Below are 23,412 nucleotides of genomic sequence, written 5' to 3' on the forward strand. Positions count from 1 at the left end.
CGCATCAAGCAGCGCTTTGAAGCGCGGCTCTTCCTCGTGCGCGACCGGGCGCAGGGTGATGTCGTGCACGTTCACGCCGCTACCTCGCCAACCAACAGTGGCGGGCAGTTTGGACCAGACGAAGGGAATTGTCCAGAATCGAGGGTAAATCCCTCAACTGCTGGTCAGTCAGAGTCAGAACGGTTTCGCCCTGCAGCCGTCCGGTGGGCCAGTTGTCGCCGCGCAGAACCGGCGCAGCCGCTCGGCGCTCTCGCTGACCACTTCACCGGAGGGCAGCGCCGCGCTCGGGTCCAGCAGCCAGGTGGCAATGTCCGCGCGTACCCGCGCGCCCTGCAAATCACGCGGTAGCATGTGCCAGCCCTCGGCGTAGAGCAGGAGCCGGAGCGCTGCCGCATCGAGTGGAACCGCGTCGATAAAGCGGCAGAAGGCACGCGCTGGGATGATGCTGTCGCGCTCCCCGTAGAGGATCAGCGTCGGCGGCTGTCCGTCAGGGTGCCGGCGTGAGTCGGGCCAAGTGACGGCCTGATCCATCACATTCGTCACCCCCCAGAGCGCCTCGATCCGTGTCGCCTTGATCACCAGCGGGTCTCGACCCATCGCGATCAGCATCGGCTTATTGTCGGAGGGGGCGATCTGGATGCCATCGCCAGTGAGCTTGAGCCCGGGCAAGGTTCGGGCCGCGAGCGCGAGCGCGGCGCGCTGGTACCAAGGCATGCTATCGCGTGACCAGACCGCAGGTGCGATCAAGACCAGCCCGTCGACGTCCAAGGGCGCTGTGGCATCGGCGCTGAGCGCGACCGCCGCCCCCATGCTTTCGCCGATGAGGATCAACCGCGCTTGCGGATGGCGTGCTCGTAGCAACCCGATCAAGGTGCGTAGATCCGCTGTGAGCCGATCACTGCCATGCCAGCGTCCGGCCTGACGCGTGCGACCGAAGCCGCGCTGGTCGAAGGCGTAGGTCGTGATCCCGAGTGTGGCGAGATGCTCGCCGAGCGGTCGAAAGGCCTGGCTGTAGTCGTTGAAGCCATGCAGACCGAGCACGACGATCCGAGGCCGATCAGTGCGGCCCCAGCGTTGAAAGGGCAACCGATAACCGTCGGCCATGCGTGCTTCAGCCGGCATCAGCCGTGGCTTGAGTGGCAGTGCGTTGGCGGTTCTAGACGAGTTCGAGGCGGACGTCATGGGCGCTAGCGTGTCCATACAGGCGCTGAGTAGGATGCTCGGCAAGAGCGCGCCGATGACGCCCAGCCAGGCACCCAGCCAGGTGCCCAGCCAGGAGGCCTTGCCGCTGCCGCTCTGGCCGAGACCTAAGCCAGTCCGGCGGTTTCGGCGCTTCAAAACAGCCCCAGCGGCCCTTCCTGCATGGCCGCGATCTGCTCGCGCATGATCAGGATCTGTTCCTCCCAGAAACGCGGCGAGTCGAACCAGGGAAAGGCACTCGGGAAGGCCGGATCATCCCAGCGTTGCGCGAGCCAGGCCGCGTGATGGATCAGCCGCAGCGTACGCAGGGCCTCGATCAGATGCAGCTCGCGCGGATCGAAGTCGGCAAAGTCCCGATACCCCTCGAGCACGGCATCGAGCTGCAGCGTCATCGCCTGGCGATCGCCAGAGAGCAGCATCCAGAGATCCTGAACCGCCGGCCCGGTGCGGGCGTCATCGAAATCGACGAAGTGGGGGCCGGCCTCGGTCCAGAGCAGATTGCCGCGATGACAATCACCATGCAGGCGCAGCAGACGCAGTGTGCCGGCGCGTTCGTAGCAAGCTGCGATCGCGGTCAGCGCATGCTCGATGACGCTGCGGTAGGCGGTCTCAAGCGCGCTCGGAATCCACCCCTGCGCGAGCAAGAAGCGAACCGGCTTTTCGCCGAAATGCTGGAGGTCCAGGGTTGGTCGATGGTGAAACGCCTGGCTGGCGCCGAGCGCATGGAGACGACCGATGAAGCGACCGATCCGGGTCAGGATGTCCAGATCCTCGAGTTCCGGATCGCGCCCACCGCAGCGCGGGGTCAGCGAGAAGCGATAGTCGGCATGCCGGTGCAGGCTCTGGCCCTCGATCAGCAGGGGCGCGACCGCCGGGATCTCGCGCTCGGCCAAGGCCAGCACGAATGCATGTTCCTCGGCGATGGCCGCATCCGACCAGCGCCCAGGCCGGTAGAATTTGGCGATCAGCGGACCAGCATCATCGATGCCGACCTGATAGACGCGATTCTCATAGCTGTTCAGGGCCAGCAGCCGGCCATCGACCGAGAACCCGAGCGATTCCACCGCATCCAGCACCCGATCGGGCGTCAGATCGGCATAGGGACGGCGTGGGTCGGCGCCAGGGGCGGGGATGCCGGGGTTCAAAGCTCGCTGCCGGGTTGAGTGGCGCTGAGGGGCCAGTCAGTGTCGTCCATCTCTTGCGCGGCACGGGCACCAACCCGGCGCACCACCATCCCAAGCGTCAGCCCTTGTACCAAGATCGAGAACACCACGACGATGTAGGTGACGGTCAACAAGACATCGCGGATCTCGGACTCAGGCAACGAGAGCACCAGCGCCACCGAGATACCTCCGCGTAAGGCGCCCCAGGTCAGGATGCTGATCGCACCGGGGGCGAAGCTGCGAAAACGCCGCATCCAGGCCACCGGCACGCCAGCGCTGAAGGCGCGTGCCGCCAACACCAGCGGGATGGCCAGCAGCCCGGCGATCAGGGTCGAGCCGGTGACGCTGATCACCAGCACCTCGAGGCCGAGCAGCACGAACAGCACCGCATTGAGGACCTCGTCGACCAACTCCCAGAAGTTGTCCAGATGGCCCTTGGTCTGGTCCGATATCAGGTGAGCGCGCACCTGGTTGCCGATCAACAGTCCGGCAACGACGACGGTGATGGGCGCCGAGAGATGCCAGTGCTCGGCCAGCGCATAGGCGCCACTGGCCACGGCCAGGGTGATCAAGACCTCGACCTGATAGTGGTCTATCTTGCGCAGCATCAGATAGGCAAGACCACCGCTGGCGAGGCCGAACAGCAGCCCGCCGACGGCCTCCTTCAAGAACAGCACGAGGGCGCCGCCGAAGGTGACCTGCGCGCCGCCGATGGCGATCTCGAGCAGCACCATGAAGAGCACCACGGCGACGCCATCATTGAACAGCGACTCGCCCGTGATCTTGAGTTCCAGGCTCCTGGGGGCACCGGCGCTTTTGAGGATGCCGAGCACCGCGATCGGGTCGGTCGGCGAGATCAGCGCGCCGAACAGCAGACAATAGATCAGCGGAATGTCCAGTCCGAGTACCGCGAACAGCAGCCAGGCGACGCCACCCACGATGAGCGTCGAGAGGATGACGCTGAGGCTGGCGAGCACCGCGATCACCCATTTCTGCTCGGCGAGTTCCTTCAGGTTCACATGCAGCGCACCCGCGAACAGCAGGAAACTGAGCATGCCGTGCAACACCGTGGCGTCGAAATCGATGCTGTCGACCATCAGGCGGATGTCGTGCTCGAGTGCTTCGGTGCCCGGAATCGGCAACAGCAAGAACAGCGACATCAGCAGCGCGATCAGCATCAGCCCGATCGCGGTTGGCAGCTTCAAGAAGCGGTGGTTGAACCAAGCGAAGAGCGCCGACAGCGTGAGCAGAACCGCGATGATGTTGAACAGTTGCATGACGACGGCCTGTGTTCAGCGAGGAATCGGCCCATTATGCCCGTCTCGGCGCGAAAGCGTCTTGAGCAAGCGCGCACCAGGCCTGTCCAGGCAGCGTCTCAGTGGCAGTCGATCAGTGCCTTCAAGACGCCCGGCTCGGCGGCGCGGCGCAGCGCGTGCACCCCCTCGGCCAGCGGCAGGCGCGCATCGACCAATGGGGTCGGGTCCACATGCTGGCGTTCAAGCAGCCGCAACGCGGCAGGGAAGGGGCCGCAGCGCGAGCCAAACACGCGAATCTCATCGACCACCAACGACGACAGATCGACCGCGACCTCGCCGCGATAAGTGCTCTTCAGGCAGAGGGTGCCGCGTGGACGCAGCGCCTTGCGCGCCAGCGCGAAGCCACCGGGCGCGCCGCTGGCCTCGACCACGAGGTCGTAACCGCCAGTCGCGACCTCCGACTCCTGCAGGCAGCGCGTGGCGATGCCCTCCAGACGCTGGCGCTGATGGGCATGTCGTGCCACGACGTCCAGCTCGGCCCCGGTCAGGGCGAGCACGCGCGCGATCAGCTGCCCGAGCCGGCCTGCGCCCACCACGAGCACCCGCGCCGAGGGCGTGATATGGACCTGTTCCGGGATCTGCAGCGCGGCCGCCAGGGGTTCGGTGAAGACCGCAGCGCTATCCGGCACCGTCTCCGGCACCCGATGCAGATTCCCGAGCGGCAGGCACAGGTATTCGGCAAAGGCACCATCGTGTCGTTTGATGCCGAGCACTGCGCGGTTCAGGCAATGACTCGGCCGACAGGCCCGACACTCGCTGCAGTGACCACAGCTCAGGTTGATGGCGCCGACGACGCGCTCGCCGACCCGCTCCGGTGCTTTTTCAGCAGCGGTGATCTCACCGACGAATTCATGGCCGAGCACGCCGCTGAAGGGATAATAACCATCCAGCAGGGCCAGATCGGTGGAGCAGACACCAGCGAGCCTGACGCGCACCAGCGCCTCGCCGGCAGCCGGGGAGGGTTCGGGCAGATCGGTGCGCAGTCGCACCTCGTGATCGAGCCAAATCGCCTTCATAAGGAGGCGAGGACGCGAGCCGACATCGAAACAGGACCTCGGGTTATCCTTGTTCCTAGCATGGAAAAGGGCCGCGACTGGAAATTCGACACGCATACCGCCAATTCAGCGACTGCACGAGACAGGGTCTCACCAAGATCGCGATCCTCACCGCCAGCACTTGATGCCATCGATCACCTTGCACTCTCTCAACCCTTCAGACCGGACACCAGGAGAGCCTGATGCCCCCAATGGACGAATCCAACCTTTCCGCCGCCTATGGCCGTGTGCGCGCCTTCACCGAACAGCTCTGCGAGCCCCTTGAGATCGAGGATTACATGCTCCAGACCGCCGTCGAGGCGAGTCCGCCGAAGTGGCATCTCGCGCACGTCTCCTGGTTCTTCGAAACCTTCCTGCTCAAACCCTTCCTCGCAGGCTATCAGGAATTCCATCCCCACTTCGACCACTTGTTCAATTCCTACTATGAGCAGACCGAGGCCGGCTTCTGGCCGCGCCCGCAACGCGGGTTGCTCTCGCGCCCGACCGTGGCCGAGGTCTATGCCTACCGCCGCCATGTCGATGATGCCATGGCGCGCTTGCTCGGCGAATGCCCGGCTGAGCACCAGGCAACCGTGCAGACGCGACTCGAGATCGGCCTCAACCACGAGCAGCAGCACCAGGAGCTGCTGATCACCGATATCAAGTACAACCTGGCCTACAATCCGCTGCGTCCGGCCTATCGCGCGGATCTGGCGGTCGCACCGGCGCAAGACCCGGTGCCGCTGACCTTCACGACCTTCGAGGGTGGTGTCCACAGCTTCGGTGCCCCAGAGCCGACTCGGCACGAGCACGGGGACCAAGACCAGAGCGCCGCTCGGGGCTTCGCCTACGACAACGAATTCCCGCGCCACCAGCGGCTGCTCGAGCCGTTCCGACTCGCCGATCGCCTGGTCACCAACGCCGAGTATCAGGCCTTCATCGACGATGGCGGTTATCGCCACCCAGGGCTCTGGCTCTCCGACGGCTGGGCGCGGATCAACAGCGAGGGCTGGCAGGCACCGCTGTACTGGGAGAAGCTCGATGGCGTTTGGCACGAGACCACGCTTGGCGGTCGCCGCCCGCTGAACCCGGCCGAGCCGGTCTGCCACCTCAGCTACTTCGAGGCCGAGGCCTATGCGCGCTGGGCTGGGCGCCGGCTGCCGACCGAGTTCGAATGGGAACATGCCGCCGCTGGGCGTCCGGTCGACGGCCATTTCGTCGATGACGGTCGCTTGCATCCCACCCCGGCCGGCGCGGGCTCGCTGCAACAGTTGTTCGGCGATTGCTGGGAATGGACCGCCTCGGCCTATCTGCCCTATCCACGCTATCGCGCCGTGGAGGGCGCGCTCGGCGAGTACAACGGCAAATTCATGAGCGGACAGATGGTGCTGCGCGGCGGCTCCTGCGCCACCTCGCGCAACCATGCGCGCGCCACCTATCGCAATTTCTTCTATCCCCACGAGCGCTGGCAGTTCAACGGCATCCGGCTGGCGGAGGACTTGGCATGATCTCCTCGACCGACCCGACCACGGCCAACCCGATCTTCTTCCACGATTATCATCCCGCGCCCGCCGACTTGCGCGCCGAGGTCCTGGCGGGCCTGGCCAAGCCGCGCAAGCAGCTCTCGCCAAAGCTGTTCTACGACGCCGAGGGCTCCAAGCTGTTCGATGCCATCTGCGAATTGCCCGAGTACTATCCGACCCGCACCGAGATCGCCATCCTGCGCGAACACGGCGCCGAGATGGCCCAGCGCCTCGGTCGCGAGGCGCTCTTGGTCGAGCTTGGCAGCGGCAGCAGCCTGAAGATCCGCGTCCTGCTCGAGGCGTTGCAACCGGCGGTCTATATGCCGGTCGACATCTCCCGTGAGCATCTCCAGCAGTCGGCCCAGGCGCTCGCGGCCACCTTCCCGAAGCTCGAGGTGCATGCGGTCTGCGCCGATTATTCGGCGCCCTTCGACCTGCCGGTCGACGACCATGAGCACCCCCGCGCGGCCTTCTTCCCCGGCTCGTCGATCGGCAATTTCGAGCCCGATGAGTCCGAGCAATTGCTGCGCCGCGTCGGCGCCATCCTCGGTGCCGAGGGGCGGCTGCTGATCGGCATCGATCTGATCAAGGATCGCGCGCGCCTCGAGCGCGCCTACAACGATGCCGCCGGGGTCACCGCCGCCTTCAACATGAATCTACTCAGCCGCATCAACCGCGAACTCGAGGGTGGCTTCGATCCTCGTCACTTCCGCCACGAAGCCTTATTCAACGCCGCCCAGAGCCGCGTGGAGATGCACCTGCTCAGTACCTGTGATCAGCAAGTCGAGGTCGCCGGCGAGACCTTCGCCTTCCGCGAGGGCGAGACCATCCACACCGAGTGTTCGCACAAATACAGCGTCGAAGGCTTCCATGCACTGGCCGCCCGCGCCGGCTTCGAGCCCGAGCAGGTCTGGACCGATCCCGAGCAGTTGTTCAGCGTGCACTGCCTGATCTATCGGCCCTCGGCCATGCGCTAAGCCATGAAGTATCAGGATCTACGCGACTTCATCGATCAGCTCGAGCAGCGGGGCGAACTCAAGCGCATCGGCATCGAGGTCGACCCGCATCTGGAAATCACCGAGATCTGCGACCGCACCCTGCGCGCCGGCGGCCCGGCGCTGCTGTTCGAGCGCCCCAAGGGGTCCCAGGTGCCGCTGCTCGGCAACCTGTTCGGCACCCCGCAGCGGGTCGCGCTCGGCATGGGCGAGGAGTCGGTCGCGGCCCTGCGCGAGGTCGGCAAGTTGCTCGCGTTTCTCAAGGAACCGGAGCCGCCGAAGGGGATGAAGGAGGCTTGGCACAGCCTGCCGATCTTCAAGAAAGTGCTCGACATGGCGCCCAAGGTGCGGCGCCACCCGCCTTGTCAGGAGCAGGTCTTCGAGGGCGAGCAGGTCGATCTCTCGCGCTTCCCGATCCAGCACTGTTGGCCGGGCGATGCGGCGCCGCTGATCACCTGGGGGCTGGTGGTGACGCGGGGGCCGGAGAAGGCGCGTCAGAATCTCGGCATCTACCGCATGCAGGTGCTCGGGCGCAATCGGGTCATCATGCGCTGGCTGGCACATCGCGGCGGGGCGCTCGACTTCCGCGACTGGCAGCACGCGCATCCGGGCAAGCCGTTCCCGATCGCCGTCGCGCTCGGGGCCGATCCGGCGACCATCCTCGGCGCGGTCACGCCGGTGCCGGACAGCCTCTCCGAGTACGCCTTTGCCGGCCTGCTGCGCGGCAGTCGCACCGAACTCGCTGCCTGCCTCGGCTCCGAGCTGCAGGTGCCGGCCAGCGCCGAGATCGTCCTCGAGGGCCATCTGCATCCCGATGACATGGCGCCCGAGGGACCGTTCGGCGACCATACCGGCTACTACAACGAGGTCGATGACTTCCCGGTCTTCACCATCGATCGCCTCACCCAGCGCCAGCAGCCGATCTACCACAGCACCTACACCGGCCGGCCGCCGGATGAGCCGGCGATCCTCGGCGTGGCGTTGAACGAGGTCTTCGTGCCGATCCTGCAGAAGCAGTTCCCCGAGATCGCCGACTTCTACCTACCACCCGAGGGCTGCTCCTATCGGCTCGCGGTGGTGGCGATGAAGAAGCAATATCCAGGACATGCCAAGCGGGTGATGCTCGGCGTCTGGTCGTTCCTGCGCCAGTTCATGTACACCAAATTCGTCATCGTCGTCGACGACGATGTCTGCGCCCGCGACTGGAAGGATGTGATCTGGGCCATGACTACGCGCATGGACCCGGCGCGCGATACGGTGATGATCGAGAACACGCCGATCGACTATCTGGATTTCGCCTCGCCGGTCTCGGGGCTGGGCTCGAAGATCGGCTTCGATGCGACCAGCAAGTGGCCCGGCGAGACCTCGCGCGAATGGGGCCGGCCGATTGAGATGGACGCAGAGATCAAGGCGCGGGTCGACCAGCTCTGGCCGCAACTCGGAATCGATTGAGACGAAGGACGCCTCGGCGATCACCGTCCGTGCGGGCGGAGTTGCCTGCGCTGCCTGCCGATTGGCAACGCAGGCAGCGCGGTTGGGTGGTCGCGGCTAGGCGCTCAGAAACTCCGTTGCGGTCTTTCGGTGCGGGGTCTAGCCTCGTTCACGGTCAATTTGCGACCGTCCTGCAGGGTGTCATTCAACGCTTGGATCGCATCCTCGGCTTCGGATTTGTTCGGCATGTCGACGAACCCAAAGCCTTTCGATTGTCCGGAGAACTTGTCCTTGATCACATCAGCGCTGGCGACCTCGCCGAACTCGCTGAACATCTCGCGCAAGCTATCGTCATTGACCGAATATTTCAGGTTACCTACGTAGATCCTCATCGCTCACTCTCGCAACGGTCGTGCATTGAGCACGCGCACACCATCGGTCGATCAACGCACAACTCGAACGATAGTGACACGGCAGCCAGTGCCGTATGCGGTTTGGAGTGCTGCCTGTGCCCGGCGCCCCCCTTAGCTGATCGCCACCCTAGCGAATCGTGCTACTGAGTCTAGCGCATTGCTGTTACGCCTCGGGTCAGTGTCTCCGATGGTCTGATCGACGTCAATCGCGCTTCGCGACCTGAAAGCCGGCGCTTTCGATCGCCTGCTCCAAGGCGCGGGTCTCGACGAGGCGGCCGCGAATCACCACCTGCCCGGTGGCGAGGTCGGGTGAGGCCTCATCGATCTGCTCGATGGATTCCAGCGCCTGCTTGACCGTAGCGACGCAGTGGCCGCAGGTCATGCCCTTGACGTTGAGGATGCGAGCGCCGGCTGCGCGGGTGTCGAGGCCCGGCTGCGCATCCGTCTGCATGCCGGCCTCGGCGGCCTGCACGCTCGCCAAGCGCGCTTGCGCCTGTCTGCGTGCGCGGTATTGGCGCAGCCCCAGCATCGCCATCAACGCCAGCAGCCCCAGTGCCGAGAGCACCGAGAGCCAGCCTTGCTGGTGCTCATGGATGAGCGTTTGCACCGGTACGCTGGTCAGCAATTGGTCGAAGAGCAGCCCGAAGCCGAGGCTCATCACCACCACGGTGCCCAGGTACACCGAGAGCACCCGCGCGCCCAGGGTGCGATAGACCGCGCCGATGGTGACCAGGTTGGTCGCCGGTCCCGCCATCAGGAACACCAGCGCCGAGCCCGCCGGCAGCCCGGCCGCGATCAACGAGGCCGCGATCGGCACCGAGGCCGTGGTGCAGACATAGAGGGGCAGGGCGATGGCCAACATCACCAGCATGCCGAGCAGACCGCCGGCCCAAGGCCGGCCGGCGAAGAAGTCGGCCGGGGTGAGCGCCGTCACCAAAGCCGCCGCGATCACGCCGATGATCAGCCAGGTGTTGATCGCCCCGAGCAGGTCGAACACCGCGTAACGCACCGCTTCGATGATGCGCGCCAGCGAGCCTCGCGGTCGGTCATCATCGGCGCGATCGGCCTCGGCGGCGTCGCTCGCGGCCGGCTCTGCGGGCACCGTCCGATTGACCAGAACACCGCCGACCACGCCGGTGACAAAGGCGGCGACCAGCTTGAAAATCGCGAACGGCCAACCGAGGAAGGCGGCGGTGACGAGGATCGAATCGACCCCGGTCTGCGGCGTGCTGATCATGAAGGAGGTAGCCGCACCCGGCGAGGCGCCTTGACGCCGCAAGCCGAGCGCGGTCGGGATCACGCCGCAGGAGCACAGCGGCAGCGGCACGCCGACCACGGACGCCCGCACCACGCTGCCAAGATCGGGCCGACTGAGACCGCGCCGGATCACGGCCGCGGGCACATAGGCGTGGATCAGCCCCGCGATGAAGAGACCGACTAGGAGCGAGGGCGCGAGTTCGAGCAGGATGCCCCAGAGCGCGGCCGGGAAGTCAATCACGAAAGCCATAGATCAGGTCCATCGGGGTTTGGTCGGATTCGATACATCAAAAGCAGGGCGCGAGTCCTGTCGCGAGGTCCGGGAATCGCAGGCTGACGCCCAGCTCGTCCAGCAAACGCCGATTGCTCAAGCGCCGCGACTCCTTCAGATACGACAGCATCCCGGCCGAGAGCTGGCCATCCGCCTCGGCCAGCGGGATCTGGGGCGGGCGGGGCAGGCCGGCGGCATCGGCGACCTGACAGAAGTAGTCGGTCATGGTGCTCGGCTGCCCATCGCAGACATTGTAGACCGCGCCCGCTGGCGCGCGCTCCATCGCCGCCAGGCAGATGGTCACCAGATCCTCGGCATGGATGCGATTCGACCAGGGCGCCTCCTCGGCCCGCACCACCGGCTGGGCGCTGCGGATGCGCGCCAGTGGCAGCCGGTCACAGGCATAGATACCGGCCACGCGCAGGATCACCAGCTCGGCGCCGCTGGCTTGGCTCCAGCGCCGCAGACGCTGTTCGGCATCCCAGCGCCGCCGAGAGCGACCGACGCTCGGGCGCGGTTGCCAATCCTCGTCGACCCAGGCGCCGCCGCAGTCACCATAGACCCCGGTGGTGCCGATATAGACCAGCCGGCGGGGGTGGCCATGGCGCTCGAAGGCGTCGATGAGATGGGCCGTCAGTGGATCCTCATCGCTGTCGTTCGGCGGGGGGGCGAGATGAAAGACCTGCTGGCCGGCAGGCTCGAGCGGTGCGAGATCATCCTGTGCCAGGTCCCGTTGTAACGCCCGCGCGCCCGCGCGCTCGACTTCGGTGGCGCGTTCGGCGCTGCGCACCACCCCAAGCACCGGCTCGCCGCGCGCTCGATAGCGCTGGGCCAACGCCTGCCCAATGTAGCCACAGCCGAGTATGATCATCGCCCATCCTCCGTTATCGATTCATCGCCATCAGTCCAAAGGTAGGGGTCAGTGTATTGTCCCGCAAACCTCGTGCTCACACCGACGGACGCCGAGAAGCGCTGATGACTCAAGGGCGCTGCCACCGGCTGAGGTGCCCGACTATGATCGCGGGGCGCACGTAGCGCCTTGATGGTGGCGAATGGTGAGGAGCAGTGGCTCGCCGAGCCTTATTTTATCTGCGTCGACTCAGTGAAACATATCGACACATCTATCCAACTCCGTCGAACAGGCTATAACAGCCATGCAGCATGCCTACAAACCGACGCTTTACGAGCAACTTGCAAACCTGCCCGAGGGTTTGACCGGCGAAATCCTCAACGGCCAACTTCATGCTCAACCGCGACCAACAGGTCCGCATGCCCATGCCGAGACCGAACTCGGTATCGACATCGGCAGTGCCTACGGTCGCGGCCGGGGAGGACCGGGGGGCTGGTGGATCATCATCGAGCCCGAGATCCACTTCATCACCGATGTGGAGGTCACGGTTCCGGATCTTGCCGGTTGGCGCAAGGAACGGATGCCGCAAATCCCCGCAGGACATCGATTCGAGGTCGTCCCGGACTGGATCTGCGAGATTCTGTCCCCTTCGACCGAAAGCAAAGACCGTCACATCAAGATGCCGCTCTACGCCCATTATGGAGTGGCCTACGCTTGGCTCGTCGATCCCATGCAGCGCAGGCTGCAAGCCTACGCACTGGAGGCGAACAAGTGGCGCTTGCTCGCCGAGGCCGCTGGGAACGATGTGCTCGCGGTGGCTCCCTTCGAGGCGCTGAAGCTCGAACTCAGCAACCTCTGGAGCTGAGAAACGACATACTCGTCGTTCAGAGCATTGAGGGCAGGTTGGCTGCTGCAGACCTAATCTCTGCGCCGGGCGGAAACCGCGCTATTCAGCGAGCGATGTCGCGCGAACATGACCATGACCGCCTGGAAAGCCGCGTTCGATGGCGATCTCTTCGGTCCAGGAAAAATTGTCCGTGTTGGGTAGGGCTGCAGAGGGACTGAGTGTGGCGTACGAAAACACTCCCCAAAATGGATCATGGGGATGCTTGTACACGATCGGATCTTGTGCGCGGTTTATGGAACAGCCGTTCAGCAGGCTGGCCACTATCAGGGCAGCGCCAACAGATGTTTTAAGCCCAAGTGTTTCCGGCGGCGGTTGCACCATTGTTTTTGCCTGATGAACGCTGGATGTGCTGGCCAAGGACATGCTGCGCTAGACTGTAACAGATCAGTCAACGCTGCCCCATCTCCTCTGTATCACCGCCAAACCAAGGAGCCACGCCGAAGCGATGAGTGCCTCCCCAGCGCGCTTCACAGTGCGCACCGAACCCGCCGGCCATGCGTTCGAGGTCGCGCCGGATCAGACCCTCCTCGAGGCCGCGCTGGCGCAACGCATCGGCTTGCCCTATGGCTGCCGGCACGGCACCTGCGGCAGTTGCAGCGCGCACTTGCTCGCCGGATCGGTGCGCTATCCCGACGGCCATCCGCCCGCGTTAGAGGGGCAACCGCCGGAGACCTGCCTGACCTGTCAGGCGCGACCGACGTCCGATCTGGTCCTGCAGGTGTCCGAACTCGAGCGCCTGAGCGAACTCGAGGTGCGCACCCTGCCAAGCCGGCTGGCCGAGAAGACCCTGCTCAATCATGATGTGATGCGCCTGCGCCTGAAGCTGCCCGAGGGGCAACGGCTGGCCTACGTCGCCGGCCAATACCTGGAGTTCCTGCTGCGCGACGGCACGCGGCGGGCCTATTCGATCGCCAATCCGCCGCACGACGACGCCTTGCTCGAACTGCATGTGCGCCGGGTGTCGGGGGGGCGCTTCAGCGATGAGGTCTTCGAGCGCTTGGAAGAACGTTCGATCCTGCGCATTCAGGGGCCACTCGGCACCTTCGTGCTGCGCGAAGACAGCGAGCGGCCGATCCTGATGGTCGCTGGCGGCACCGGCTTCGCGCCGCTCAAGGCGATGCTCGAGCATGCCTTCCAGCGCGGCCTGAAGCGGCCCATCCGACTCTACTGGGGCGTGCGCGCGCGCCGCGATTTCTATCTGCCGGAGCTGCCGGCACGCTGGGCCGAGACCTATCCCAACTTCAGCTGGGTGCCGGTGCTCTCAAGGCCCGATGCCGACTGGCGCGGGCGCACCGGTTGGGTGCATCAGGCCGTGCTCGAAGACCACCCCTCGCTGGCTGACCATGATTGCTATCTCAGCGGGCCACCGCCGATGGTCGAGGCCGGGCGGGCCGCTTTCGAGGCCGCCGGGGCCAGCCTCGAACATCTGTTCTCCGATGCCTTCGAGTACGCAGCCGACAGCCGCTACGCCGATTGAGGCCGCCCCTCTCGAAGGAGGGGATCCCTAGCCCAAGCTCATCGCCAGCCGGCACAGGGCCTCGACGATGCCTTCATCGCTGGTCTCCTCGGCGACCGCGACGCGGCGGAAGCCAAGCTGCATCGCCGTGGCACCACCGCGCTCGCTGATCACCACCAGGGGCATCGCGAGCAGCCAGGCGCGGTTCGCCGGCCCCAACATCTCGAGCAGATTGCGCAGCACCTCATCACTGGTGGCGGTGACGAAGCCGAGCCGCTCACGCCAGGCCGCAAGTTCGGCGCTCACGTCGACCGCTGGCACGGCGCGCCGATAGACCTCGGCGAAGGCGACCTCGGCGCCGCGCTCGCTCAGGGTCTCGCCGAGCAGCGGGCGGCCGCCGTCGCCACGCACGATCAACGCACGCTTGCCGGCGACCTCGGTCAGTGCTGGCAAGGCCAGCAGCGCCTCGCTGTCGAAGCCGCGCTCCGGCACCAGATCCGGCGCCAGCCCCTGCTCGCGCAGCGCGGCGGCGGTCGCGCGCCCGACGGCGCCGAAAAGCGGCCGCTGCGTGCCAGGGGCTTGCTGCTGCGCATCTTCAGCATGCGGCTCTGCGGCCAAACGCGCGCGCAGCTCCGGCGGGAACAGCGCCACGCCATACTCGACCGCGTTGCGACTGACGAACAGCAGCAGATCCCAGGACTCGGCCAACAGGTGGCGGGCCCGCTCTGGGTCCGTCGCGGCACGGATCTCCAGGGTGGGGAAGGCGATCGGTTCACCGCCGGCCTCGGTGATCCGTTGGCACAGGCGCTCGGCCTGGCCGGTGGGCCGCGTCACCAACACCCCGCGTCCCTTCAGCGGACAGAGCGCGTTCATGGCTGGGAGGCAGACCCCGCAGACGGGTTCGCCGCCGGCTCCGCCGCTTGCTCCGAGCGCGGCTCGGCGGGCGCATGCGCGAGTGCCGACAGCACCTCGCCGGCGCCCTGGGCCAGCAAGGCCTCGCCGACCTCGCGGCCCATGCGCTCGGCCTCGGCCGCCGGGCCGCTGCTCTCGGCGCGCATCAGCTTGGAGCCATCCGGCATGCCGACCAGCCCGCGCAGATACAACGCACCGTCGCGGTGGATGGCATGCCCGGCGATCGGCACCTGACAGCCGCCGTTGAGGTGCGCGTTCAGGGCCCGCTCGGCGGTGACCCGCTCGGCGGTCGGGTCATGGTGCAGCGGGGCGATCAGCGCATGCACGCGCTCATCGTCGACCCGACACTCGATGCCGATGGCGCCCTGGCCGATCGCCGGCAGGCTGTCCTCGGGCGCGATGAAGGAGCGGATGCGCGCGCTGAACTCGAGCCGGATCAATCCGGCAGCGGCGAGGATGATGGCATCGTAGACGCCCTCGTCGAGCTTGCGCAGCCGAGTGTTGACGTTGCCGCGCAGCGGCTCGATGCGCAGGTCCGGGCGGCGCACCGCGAGCTGACACTGGCGGCGCAGGCTCGAGGTGCCGACACAGGCCCCTTGCGGCAGCTCATCGAGCGTGGCGTACTGGTTAGAGACGAAGGCATCGCGCGGGTCCTCGCGCTCGAGGATGCAGGCCAGATGCAGCCCGTGCGGGAAGTCGACCGGCACGTCCTTCATCGAATGCACGGCGATATCGGCATCGCCCTCGAGCATGCCTTGCTCCAGCTCCTTGACGAACAGCCCCTTGCCGCCGACCTTGGCCAAGGGGGCGTCGAGGATCTTGTCGCCGCGGGTGGTCATGCCGATGATCTGAACCTCCAGCCCTGGGTGCAGGCGGCGCAGCGCGTCGGCAACATGCTCGGCCTGCCACATGGCGAGCGCGGATTTTCGGGTGGCAATGCGAATGGTCTCTGGCATGGAGGCGAATCCAGCTGGCGGGTCGTTTCAGGTGAGTCGACCCTTAAAGGTAACCGAATGCGCGCCTGCCGACCTTGGCAGCGGTCAATCGGGGCCGACGAGTCGACAAGCTTAACCCGCCGGGCGGGTCGCAAACAGTCTTTGTCATCGAACCCGGACTGTCACCCAGCCCTGATCTGTACTATCGTGCATCCCTTCCGCATCCCGCATCCCCACCACAGCCGCCGTGATGGCGCCCGAGTAAGCACCCGCGATGACCGAGACCGCCGCTTCGAAACCCTGGGCCGGGCGTTTTTCCGAGCCCACCGATGCCTTCGTCGAGGCCTTCACCGCCTCGGTCGGCTTCGACCAGCGCTTGTACCGCGAGGACATCGCCGGCTCCATCGCCCACGCGCGCATGCTGGCGCGCCAAGGCATCCTGAGCGACGATGAGGCTGCGGCCATCGTCGCTGGTCTGGAGCGCATCCGCGCGCAGATCGAGGCCGGCGACTTCACCTGGTCGGTGCCGCTCGAGGATGTCCACATGAACATCGAGGCCGCGCTCACCGCCGACATCGGCGAGGCCGGAAAACGCCTGCACACCGGGCGCTCGCGCAACGATCAGGTGGCCACCGATCTGCGCCTCTGGCTGCGTGGCGAGATCGATGCCATCAGCGAGGCGCTGCAGCAGCTGCAAGACGCGCTGCTCGCGCTCGCCGAGCGCGAGGCCGCGACCATCCTGCCCGGCTTCACCCATCTGCAGGTCGCCCAGCCGGTGACCTTCGGGCATCACATGATGGCCTGGCAGGCGATGCTCGAGCGCGACGCCGGGCGTTTCGCCGACTGCCGGGCGCGCATGAATCAGATGCCGCTCGGCGCCGCCGCGCTGGCCGGCACCCGTTACCCGATCGATCGCGCCTATACCGCCGAGCTGCTCGGCTTCGATGGCCCCTGCGAGAACTCGCTCGACGCGGTCTCGGATCGCGACTTCGCGATCGAATTCACCGCCGCCGCCTCGATCCTGATGATGCACCTGTCGCGCTTCGCCGAGGAGCTGATCCTCTGGGCCTCGGCGCAGTTCGCCTTCATCGAACTCTCGGATGGCTTCTGCACCGGCTCCTCGATCATGCCGCAGAAGAAGAACCCCGATGTGCCGGAGCTGATCCGCGGCAAGACCGGTCGCATCTTCGGCCATCTGATGGCGCTGCTGACTCTGATGAAGGGCCAGCCGCTGGCCTACAACAAAGACAATCAGGAGGACAAGGAGCCGCTGTTCGACACCACCGACAACCTGCTTGGGTCGCTCAAGGTGTTCGCCGAGATGATGGCCAAGCTGCGCTGTCACCCGGAGCGCATGCGCGCCGCCGCGCGTCAGGGCTATTCCACCGCGACCGATCTCGCCGATTATCTGGTGCACAAGGGCATTGCCTTCCGTGATGCGCACGAGATCGTCGGCAAGGCCGTTGCCTATGGCATCGAGCAGGGGCGCGATCTCGCGCAGCTGAGCCTCGATGAGCTGCGCCGCTTCTCGCCGGCGATCGGCACCGATGTCTTCGACGTGCTGAGTCTCGAGGGCTCGGTCGCCATGCGCGATCACATCGGCGCGACCGCGCCTAGCCAGGTCCATGCCGCCATCGCGCGCGCGCGGGCGCGGCAGGCTGCGACGCGCTGAGCGGGGTCGCCGGTTGCTGAGTGGGCGGCGCATCATCGATGCCATGACGCTTGGCGCCCGCCCAAGGTGCGCTCATGTCGACTGAGGACACACCTCGGTTCCCGAATCCGCATCATGCCACGCCGCGCTTGGTGCTCTATCCGCTGACCGGCGGCGGTGTCGCGCTCGACTGGCGCCTCGACCGCCGGCAGGTCGAGCAAGCGCGTGCCGCCTTCGCCGGGCCTCGACCGATTGCCAAGCTCTACCTGCGCCGGCTCGATGGCGAGGGCGACGGCGCTCGTCTGGCCGAGGCGGGACTGCCCGATGATCCAGCGCGGCAACCGACCGGCCAGGCCCTGTTCGAGGCCCCCGTGGTTGGCACCTTGCGCGCCGAACTCGGCTTCGAGAACCCGCAGGGGCACGGCTGGTTGCTGCTGGCGCGCTCGAATCAGCTCGAGGCCGTTCCCGAGTCGGCCGATCTCGCGACGACGCTGGCCACCCGGAAGCCGGCAACCCGGCCGCTGGAAACCGGCGCCACGATGGAGGCTGGCGCGCCAACCGAGCCGGAGGAGCGCGAGCAGTTGACGGCGCCCGATGCGCCAGCACGGATCGCGCCGTCGATGCCGGGGCAGCAGCTGGGCTCCGCGCGAGCGTCCGCGACCGCGACCCGCTTTCCCGATCCATCGCTCGCGGCGCTCACGGACCGCCCGGAACGGCGTGGTGACGCCTTCCCGCTGGTCGGAATGATGCCGGAGCCGAGGACCGCCGAGTCGGCGCCAGCGTCCGGGGCCCATGCTGACCCCAAGCCTGGCCCCCCGTTCGCCCCTCAGTCCGGCCCCCCGTCTGCCTCTGGAGCCGCCGCCGAGCAGGTTGGATTGGACCAACAGCCGCCAAACCGGCAAGATGTGGCGTCATTGGACACCGGCGCCGCGCGCGGCAGCGGCCCGCTCAACCCCTATCCATCCGGTGACGAGGCCATGATCCAGGGCGAATTGCATGTCTTCGGCCGCGCCGCGCCGGGCAGCCTGCTCGACCTCGGCGGCCATGCCTACCGCGTGGGGCCGGGCGGGCGCTTTTCGTTTCGCGTGGCCCTCGATGATCCAGACCTGCTCGCCGCGCTCTTGGCGCGGTTGCCGCAACTGCCGATCGCCGAGCGTGACGCCTAATCCAGTTTCTTGCTCCAAACCTCATCATCCAGGCATCTGACGAGAGAGCGGTTGTATGTATATCCTGATGGCCACGCCGGAGTGCGCGCCGGTTGCCAAGGCCGGCGGTCTTGGCGACTTCGTCCAGGGACTCTCCCGCGAACTCGCGGCTCAGGGTCACCAGGTCGAGATCATCCTGCCGAAGTACGATTGCCTGCGTTATGACCGCGTACAGGGCATGACTCCCGAGCACGCCGATCTTTGGGTGCCGTTCTACGAGCGTGCCGTGCATTGCGATGTCGAGGTCGGCGAGGTCGATGGGCTAACGTGCTACTTCATCGACGCCCACTCGGAGCATGGCTTCTTCAATCGCGGCGCCATCTATGGGGACGCCGACGATCCCGACCGCTTCACCTTCTTCTCGCACGCCATCCTCGCGTTCCTTATCGCCTCGGGTCGGCGGCCCGACATCATCCACTGCAACGAGTGGCAGACCGGGCTGTTGCCGGTGTTGCTGTTCGAGCGCTACACCGCGCTCGGGCTGGAAAAGACGCGCGTGTGCTACTCATTGCACAATCTCGGCCATCAAGGCTGGAGTACGCCCACGGTGCTCGAGATGAACGGCCTCGATGTCGGGCGTTTGATGACCCCCGACCGGCTGCAAGACCCTGGCAATTCGCAGGCCGTCAACCTGATGAAGGGCGGGATCGTCTTCTCCAACTTCGTCACCACCGTCTCGCCGCGCTATGCCTGGGAGATCCAGCACAGCGATCAGGGTGTTGGCCTGCAGGGCGTGCTGCGCACCCATGATCGCAAGTTCGGTGGTGTGCTCAATGGCATCGACACCACGATCTGGAATCCGGCCACCGATCCCTTCATCGCCGCCCACTACGACCTGGAGCAGCTGCCGGCGAAGGGCGGGAATAAGCGCGCACTGCGCGAGCGGCTGGGCCTGACTGATGCACCCAAGCCCATCGTTGCGGTCGTCAGCCGGCTCGACCGCCAGAAGGGCATCGAGCTGATCCGCCACGGCATCGACGCCAGCCTGGCCCGGGACGCGCAGTTCGTGTTGCTCGGCAGCGCCCAGGATCCCGCGATCAATGCTCTCTTTTGGGACGCCAAGCAGGCGCTCGCCGAACACCCCGACGTCCACCTCGAACTCGGTTACGACGAGGAACTGGCGCATCTGATCTACGCCGGCGCCGACATGATCCTGATCCCGAGCGTCTACGAGCCCTGTGGTCTGACCCAGATGATCGCCATGCGTTACGGCTGCGTGCCCATCGTGCGTCGCGTCGGCGGACTGGCCGATACCGTGTTCGACGCCAATTACAGCGATCGTCCCTACGAGGAGCGCAACGGCTATGTCTTCGACGAGCCGACCTTCGAGGGGCTGGAATCGGCGCTCGACCGCGCCATTGGCCTCTGGCGGGACTATCCCGACCACTTTCGTCAGCTGCGCCTCAACGGCATGCGCATGGATAACTCATGGGCACGACCGGCGCAGGATTATCTCAATATCTACGAACACATCCGTGTGCGCGCTTGAGTCTGTCAGCTAGCGACCCTATCAGCGCCGCGCTCAGCGCCCATCTCGAGCTGGTCCAAGCGCTCGAACAGTTGCGCGCGCCCATCGAGACCTTCGCCGCCGAGGTCTCGGCCGCGATCGAGCGTGGCGGGCGCGTGTTCTGGATCGGCAACGGCGGCAGCGCGGCCGACAGTCAGCATCTCGCCGCCGAGTTGGTCGGCCGTTTCGAGCGCGAGCGCCCAGGGCTGCCGGCCATGGCGCTCACCACCGACACTGCCGTGCTGACCTCGGTCGCCAATGACTACGGCTTCGAAGCCGTCTTTGCGCGCCAGGTCGAGGCCCTGTGCCGCCCTGGTGATGTCCTCATCGGGCTCTCGACCTCCGGCAACAGCGCCAACATCCTGCGCGCCATGGAGTGCGCTGCGCGGCTTGATGTCTACCGCGTCGGCCTTACCGGCCAGGGCGGCGGGCGTCTGCGCGAGCGCTGCGAGCTGTGGCTCGGCGTGCCCTCGGACAGTACCGCGCGGATCCAGGAGGCGCACATGCTCATCGGGCATATCCTGTGCGACCTGGTCGAGCAGCGGGCGGCTAGGAATATGGCAGGCTGAGCCGCCCCGAACCGATCTGTGAGCCGACCCGTGTCCAACAGCCCCTTCCACGCCCCGGAGCAGGTCCTAGCCGCATTACACGCCGGCTTCGGTGGAGTCCGTGTGCTGGTGGTCGGCGATCTGATGCTCGACCGCTACCTATGGGGCCAGGTCGGGCGTATCTCTCCGGAGGCACCCGTGCCGGTCCTCCATCTCGCGCGCGAGAGCGAGAGCGCGGGTGGTGCGGCCAATGTCGCGCGCAATCTGATCGGCCTCGGCCTCGAGGTCAGCCTCGCCGGAATCACCGGTGCCGACGAGGATCGCCAGCGCCTGTTGAGGCTGCTCGCCGAGGTAGGCGCGGATACCAGCGCCGTGCTCGCCGATCCGAGTCGCCCGACCACCACCAAGACCCGGGTGCTCGGCAATCATCAACAGATGCTGCGCATCGATGCCGAGCGGCTCGCGCCCCTGAGTGCCGAGCTTGAAGACCGGCTCTACGCGCTGATCGAGCCCCAACTGCACCAGGCCAAGGTGCTGCTGCTCTCGGACTACGCCAAGGGGGTGCTCTTTGGCGGCCTCTGTGGGCGCTTGATTGAGGCTGCCCGCGCGTTGGGCTTGCCGGTGCTGGTCGATCCCAAGGGCCGCGACTTCAGTCGCTATCTCGGCGCCAGCCTGGTCACGCCGAACCGCGACGAACTGGCTCGGGTCGTTGGCGTCGACCCCGCCGATCTCGATCAACTGAGCGCCAGTGCCGAGCGGATGCGCGCCGACCTCGGGCTCGAGCGCCTGGTGCTGACCCTCGGCGAGCTTGGCCTGCTGGTTGTCGAGCCCGGGGCGCGGACCCGCCTGCCAGCGGTCGCGCGCGAGGTCTTCGATGTCTCCGGCGCCGGCGATACCCTGATCGCCACGCTGGCCGCCGGGCTCGCGGCGGGCCTGGACCCGATCGACAGTGCCCGTCTCGCCAACCTTGCCGCTGGCGTGGTGGTGGCGAAGGTGGGCACCGCCGCGGTCTCGCTGGGCGAACTCGAGCATGCCATCAGCGATCAGGCCGCCCTCGAGCAAGCCGCCAAGCTCTGCGGCCTGGCGGAGCTGCAAGCGCGGGTGCGCGCCTGGCAGGCGCGCGGTGAACGCGTTGTCTTCACCAACGGTTGTTTCGATCTGCTGCACGCCGGCCATGTCACCTATCTGGAGCGCGCGCGCCGCTATGGCCAGCGCCTGGTCATTGGCCTCAACAGCGATCGCTCGGTGCGCGCGCTCAAGGGGCCGGAACGGCCGCTGATCGGCGAGCAGGATCGCGCCCGGGTGCTGGCCGCCTTGGCCGCGGTCGATGCCGTGGTGCTCTTCGATGAAGACACGCCGCTGGCGCTGATCGAGGCCCTGCGCCCGGATGTGCTGGCCAAGGGCGCCGATTATCGGCCCGAGCAGGTCGTCGGCGCCGAGCAAGTGCGCGGCTGGGGTGGCGAGCTGGTGCTGGTGCCACTGCTCGAGGCGCGCAGCACCTCTGACATCATCCGCCGCATGCAACGCTAAACCGTCAGACGCGCGATGCCGCCGAACAGCCCCAAGAGCACCGCGTAACGCGCGCCCTTGCCGATCCAGGTCAGCACGAAGAACAGGTCGAAGCGCACGCGCATGATGCCGGCGATGAAGGTCAGCGCATCGCCGCCCACCGGCAGCCACGCCAGCAATAACGACCACACACCCCAGCGCTGATACCAACGCTGGGCTATCCCTAGCTTGTGCGGCTTGAACGGAAACCAGCGCCGATCCTGGAACCGCAACAGCCAGCGTCCCATCGCCCAATTCACCGCCGCGCCCAGGGTATTGCCGGCCGTGGCCCAGAACCAGAGCGCGAGCGGATCATGCCCGCCTGCCTGCAGCCCGATCAGCAATGCCTCCGAATAGAACGGCAGCAGCGTCGCGGCCGCGAAGGCGGCGGTAAACAACCCCAGATAGACTTCCAATGCGTCAATGACTCCCGGAGAAGGCGATGCGAACGAGGCAAAACGGGCTGCTGCTGGTCGAGCTGAGTCTGACGCCCTGGGGCGAGCGGCACGCCGCGCTGCTGGCGTTGTTGCCGGCCGAGGAGCAGGCCCGCATCCAGCGTTATCGCCAGGATCAGGATCGCAGTCGCGGCCTGGTCGCGGCGCTGTTGCCGCGTCTGCTGATCGCGCGCGAGACGGGTCAGCCGCTGGCCGCGATTCGGTTCGCGCGCGCTGAGCACGGTAAACCCTATCATGCCGACGATGCGACCCTGCATTTCAATCTTTCGCACTCCGGTGTCCATGTCGCACTGGCCGTCGGCCCCGCGCCCGTGGGGGTCGATGTCGAGCAGATCCGCCCGACGCGCGACTGGGAGGCGATCGCCCAGCGCTTCTTCGCTGCCGATGAGCAGCGGTGGCTCGCGCGGTTCGCAGACGGCGAACGACAAGCACGCTTTTTCGAGCTTTGGAGCCGCAAGGAAAGTCTGCTCAAGGCCACCGGCGATGGCTTGGCGGGCGCCTTGTCTTCCTTCAGTGCGATCCCGGTGACCGCTGCGGGAGAGGAAGTCGGCACGTGTGTCGAGGTGGACGTGGGTGCGAGTGCGAAGGTAAACGCCAACAAGGAACACCGCATCAGGTTTCGCGGCATCTCTTGGCACCTGCGCTCTTATCAAGGTATCCCCGGCTGTGCCTTGGCCCTCTGCGCGCGCGCGCCTGGATTGCCGGCGCCGCTGCGGGTCGATACCCGCGTCGAAGACCTCATCGAGCGCACCTCGGCCGCCGTGGACGCGCTTGCGCGAGTTGCAGACGATAGGCCGGCGCCTTAGGCTGCGGACATCGCCATTCACAGCATCGG

The 23,412-nt window shown here is 66.5% G+C and carries 22 protein-coding genes; 11 read left to right on the plus strand and 11 right to left on the minus strand.

Annotated elements, in window-relative coordinates; genetic code table 11:
• Positions 1–174: 174 nt before the first annotated feature.
• The 4 genes from CCR82_RS01700 to CCR82_RS01715 all read right to left on the minus strand — a co-directional run bounded on the left by CCR82_RS01700 (position 175) and on the right by CCR82_RS01715 (position 4,695).
• Positions 175–1,338 carry an alpha/beta fold hydrolase gene (locus CCR82_RS01700; protein ID WP_242513169.1) on the minus strand — a complete coding sequence of 388 codons (1,164 nt, stop codon included), beginning with the start codon at positions 1,336–1,338 and terminating at the stop codon, positions 175–177.
• Complete coding sequence (gene srkA / locus CCR82_RS01705) at positions 1,335–2,345, minus strand: SrkA family protein kinase (protein ID WP_207190891.1); 1,011 nt, start codon at positions 2,343–2,345, stop codon at positions 1,335–1,337. Before srkA ends, CCR82_RS01700 begins: the two co-directional genes overlap by 4 nt.
• Entirely contained in the window at positions 2,342–3,640 is a 1,299-nt protein-coding gene (locus tag CCR82_RS01710; protein WP_201243604.1) for a cation:proton antiporter, read from the minus strand. The genes srkA and CCR82_RS01710 overlap by 4 nt, the downstream gene beginning before the upstream one ends.
• Before the next feature lie 98 nt (positions 3,641–3,738).
• Positions 3,739–4,695: an MDR/zinc-dependent alcohol dehydrogenase-like family protein gene (locus CCR82_RS01715; RefSeq protein ID WP_242513170.1), complete on the minus strand. Its 957-nt coding sequence runs from the start codon at positions 4,693–4,695 to the stop codon at positions 3,739–3,741.
• 221 nt (positions 4,696–4,916) lie between these two features.
• Here CCR82_RS01715 and egtB point away from each other — a divergent pair, with 221 nt between their 5' ends.
• The 3 genes from egtB to ubiD are packed head-to-tail and all read left to right on the plus strand — an operon-like array spanning position 4,917 to position 8,683.
• Complete coding sequence (gene egtB, locus CCR82_RS01720) at positions 4,917–6,221, plus strand: ergothioneine biosynthesis protein EgtB (RefSeq protein ID WP_201243608.1); 1,305 nt, start codon at positions 4,917–4,919, stop codon at positions 6,219–6,221.
• A complete protein-coding gene (egtD, locus tag CCR82_RS01725) occupies positions 6,218–7,213 on the plus strand; it encodes an L-histidine N(alpha)-methyltransferase (protein ID WP_201243610.1) in 996 nt (331 codons plus the stop codon). Before egtB ends, egtD begins: the two co-directional genes overlap by 4 nt.
• A gap of 3 nt (positions 7,214–7,216) precedes the next feature.
• Positions 7,217–8,683 carry a 4-hydroxy-3-polyprenylbenzoate decarboxylase gene (gene ubiD, locus CCR82_RS01730; RefSeq protein ID WP_201243612.1) on the plus strand — a complete coding sequence of 489 codons (1,467 nt, stop codon included), beginning with the start codon at positions 7,217–7,219 and terminating at the stop codon, positions 8,681–8,683.
• A gap of 104 nt (positions 8,684–8,787) precedes the next feature.
• Here the strand turns inward: ubiD and rbp are convergent, their stop codons facing one another.
• The 3 genes from rbp to CCR82_RS01745 all read right to left on the minus strand — a co-directional run bounded on the left by rbp (position 8,788) and on the right by CCR82_RS01745 (position 11,474).
• On the minus strand, positions 8,788–9,054 hold the full coding sequence (rbp, locus tag CCR82_RS01735) for an RNA-binding regulator (protein WP_201243615.1): 267 nt from the start codon (positions 9,052–9,054) through the stop codon (positions 8,788–8,790).
• Positions 9,055–9,277: 223 nt separating this feature from the next.
• The gene (locus CCR82_RS01740) at positions 9,278–10,582 is read right to left on the minus strand and encodes an SO_0444 family Cu/Zn efflux transporter (protein ID WP_207190892.1); all 1,305 of its coding nucleotides are present in this window, start codon (positions 10,580–10,582) and stop codon (positions 9,278–9,280) included.
• Positions 10,583–10,619: 37 nt separating this feature from the next.
• Complete coding sequence (locus CCR82_RS01745) at positions 10,620–11,474, minus strand: SDR family oxidoreductase (RefSeq protein WP_201243617.1); 855 nt, start codon at positions 11,472–11,474, stop codon at positions 10,620–10,622.
• A 283-nt stretch (positions 11,475–11,757) separates the two neighbouring features.
• Here CCR82_RS01745 and CCR82_RS01750 point away from each other — a divergent pair, with 283 nt between their 5' ends.
• Positions 11,758–12,318 carry a Uma2 family endonuclease gene (locus tag CCR82_RS01750; protein WP_201243619.1) on the plus strand — a complete coding sequence of 187 codons (561 nt, stop codon included), beginning with the start codon at positions 11,758–11,760 and terminating at the stop codon, positions 12,316–12,318.
• 81 nt (positions 12,319–12,399) lie between these two features.
• On the opposite strand, the gene CCR82_RS01755 is transcribed toward CCR82_RS01750, so the two are convergent.
• Positions 12,400–12,717 (minus strand): hypothetical protein, encoded by a 318-nt coding sequence (locus CCR82_RS01755; RefSeq protein ID WP_201243621.1) that lies wholly within the window; start codon positions 12,715–12,717, stop codon positions 12,400–12,402.
• Positions 12,718–12,805: 88 nt separating this feature from the next.
• On the opposite strand from CCR82_RS01755, the gene CCR82_RS01760 reads away from it, so the two are divergent.
• The gene (locus tag CCR82_RS01760) at positions 12,806–13,837 is read left to right on the plus strand and encodes a CDP-6-deoxy-delta-3,4-glucoseen reductase (protein WP_201243623.1); all 1,032 of its coding nucleotides are present in this window, start codon (positions 12,806–12,808) and stop codon (positions 13,835–13,837) included.
• 27 nt (positions 13,838–13,864) lie between these two features.
• On the opposite strand, the gene CCR82_RS01765 is transcribed toward CCR82_RS01760, so the two are convergent.
• Positions 13,865–14,689, minus strand: a complete 825-nt coding sequence (locus tag CCR82_RS01765; RefSeq protein WP_201243625.1) for a uroporphyrinogen-III synthase — start codon at positions 14,687–14,689, stop codon at positions 13,865–13,867.
• Positions 14,686–15,684, minus strand: a complete 999-nt coding sequence (gene hemC / locus CCR82_RS01770; protein WP_201243627.1) for a hydroxymethylbilane synthase — start codon at positions 15,682–15,684, stop codon at positions 14,686–14,688. The genes CCR82_RS01765 and hemC overlap by 4 nt, the downstream gene beginning before the upstream one ends.
• Positions 15,685–15,937: 253 nt before the next feature.
• On the opposite strand from hemC, the gene argH reads away from it, so the two are divergent.
• The 5 genes from argH (at position 15,938) to rfaE1 (ending at position 22,104) form a co-directional block, all read left to right on the plus strand.
• The gene (gene argH / locus CCR82_RS01775; RefSeq protein WP_201243629.1) at positions 15,938–17,335 is read left to right on the plus strand and encodes an argininosuccinate lyase; all 1,398 of its coding nucleotides are present in this window, start codon (positions 15,938–15,940) and stop codon (positions 17,333–17,335) included.
• A gap of 74 nt (positions 17,336–17,409) precedes the next feature.
• Positions 17,410–18,480 (plus strand): hypothetical protein, encoded by a 1,071-nt coding sequence (locus tag CCR82_RS01780; protein WP_201243631.1) that lies wholly within the window; start codon positions 17,410–17,412, stop codon positions 18,478–18,480.
• Positions 18,481–18,535: 55 nt separating this feature from the next.
• Complete coding sequence (locus CCR82_RS01785) at positions 18,536–20,008, plus strand: glycogen synthase (protein WP_201243633.1); 1,473 nt, start codon at positions 18,536–18,538, stop codon at positions 20,006–20,008.
• Complete coding sequence (locus tag CCR82_RS01790) at positions 20,005–20,595, plus strand: D-sedoheptulose-7-phosphate isomerase (protein WP_242513171.1); 591 nt, start codon at positions 20,005–20,007, stop codon at positions 20,593–20,595. The genes CCR82_RS01785 and CCR82_RS01790 overlap by 4 nt, the downstream gene beginning before the upstream one ends.
• Before the next feature lie 30 nt (positions 20,596–20,625).
• A complete protein-coding gene (gene rfaE1 / locus CCR82_RS01795) occupies positions 20,626–22,104 on the plus strand; it encodes a D-glycero-beta-D-manno-heptose-7-phosphate kinase (protein WP_338073075.1) in 1,479 nt (492 codons plus the stop codon).
• On the opposite strand, the gene CCR82_RS01800 is transcribed toward rfaE1, so the two are convergent.
• Positions 22,101–22,538, minus strand: a complete 438-nt coding sequence (locus tag CCR82_RS01800; protein ID WP_201243637.1) for a YqaA family protein — start codon at positions 22,536–22,538, stop codon at positions 22,101–22,103. The two genes, rfaE1 and CCR82_RS01800, sit on opposite strands and share 4 nt — an antisense overlap.
• A gap of 26 nt (positions 22,539–22,564) precedes the next feature.
• Between CCR82_RS01800 and CCR82_RS01805 the strand changes: the two genes are divergently transcribed.
• Complete coding sequence (locus CCR82_RS01805; RefSeq protein WP_201243639.1) at positions 22,565–23,383, plus strand: 4'-phosphopantetheinyl transferase family protein; 819 nt, start codon at positions 22,565–22,567, stop codon at positions 23,381–23,383.
• The last annotated feature ends 29 nt before the right edge of the window (positions 23,384–23,412 follow it).

Source organism: Halochromatium salexigens (assembly GCF_016653295.1).
Taxonomy (GTDB): domain Bacteria; phylum Pseudomonadota; class Gammaproteobacteria; order Chromatiales; family Chromatiaceae; genus Lamprobacter; species Lamprobacter salexigens.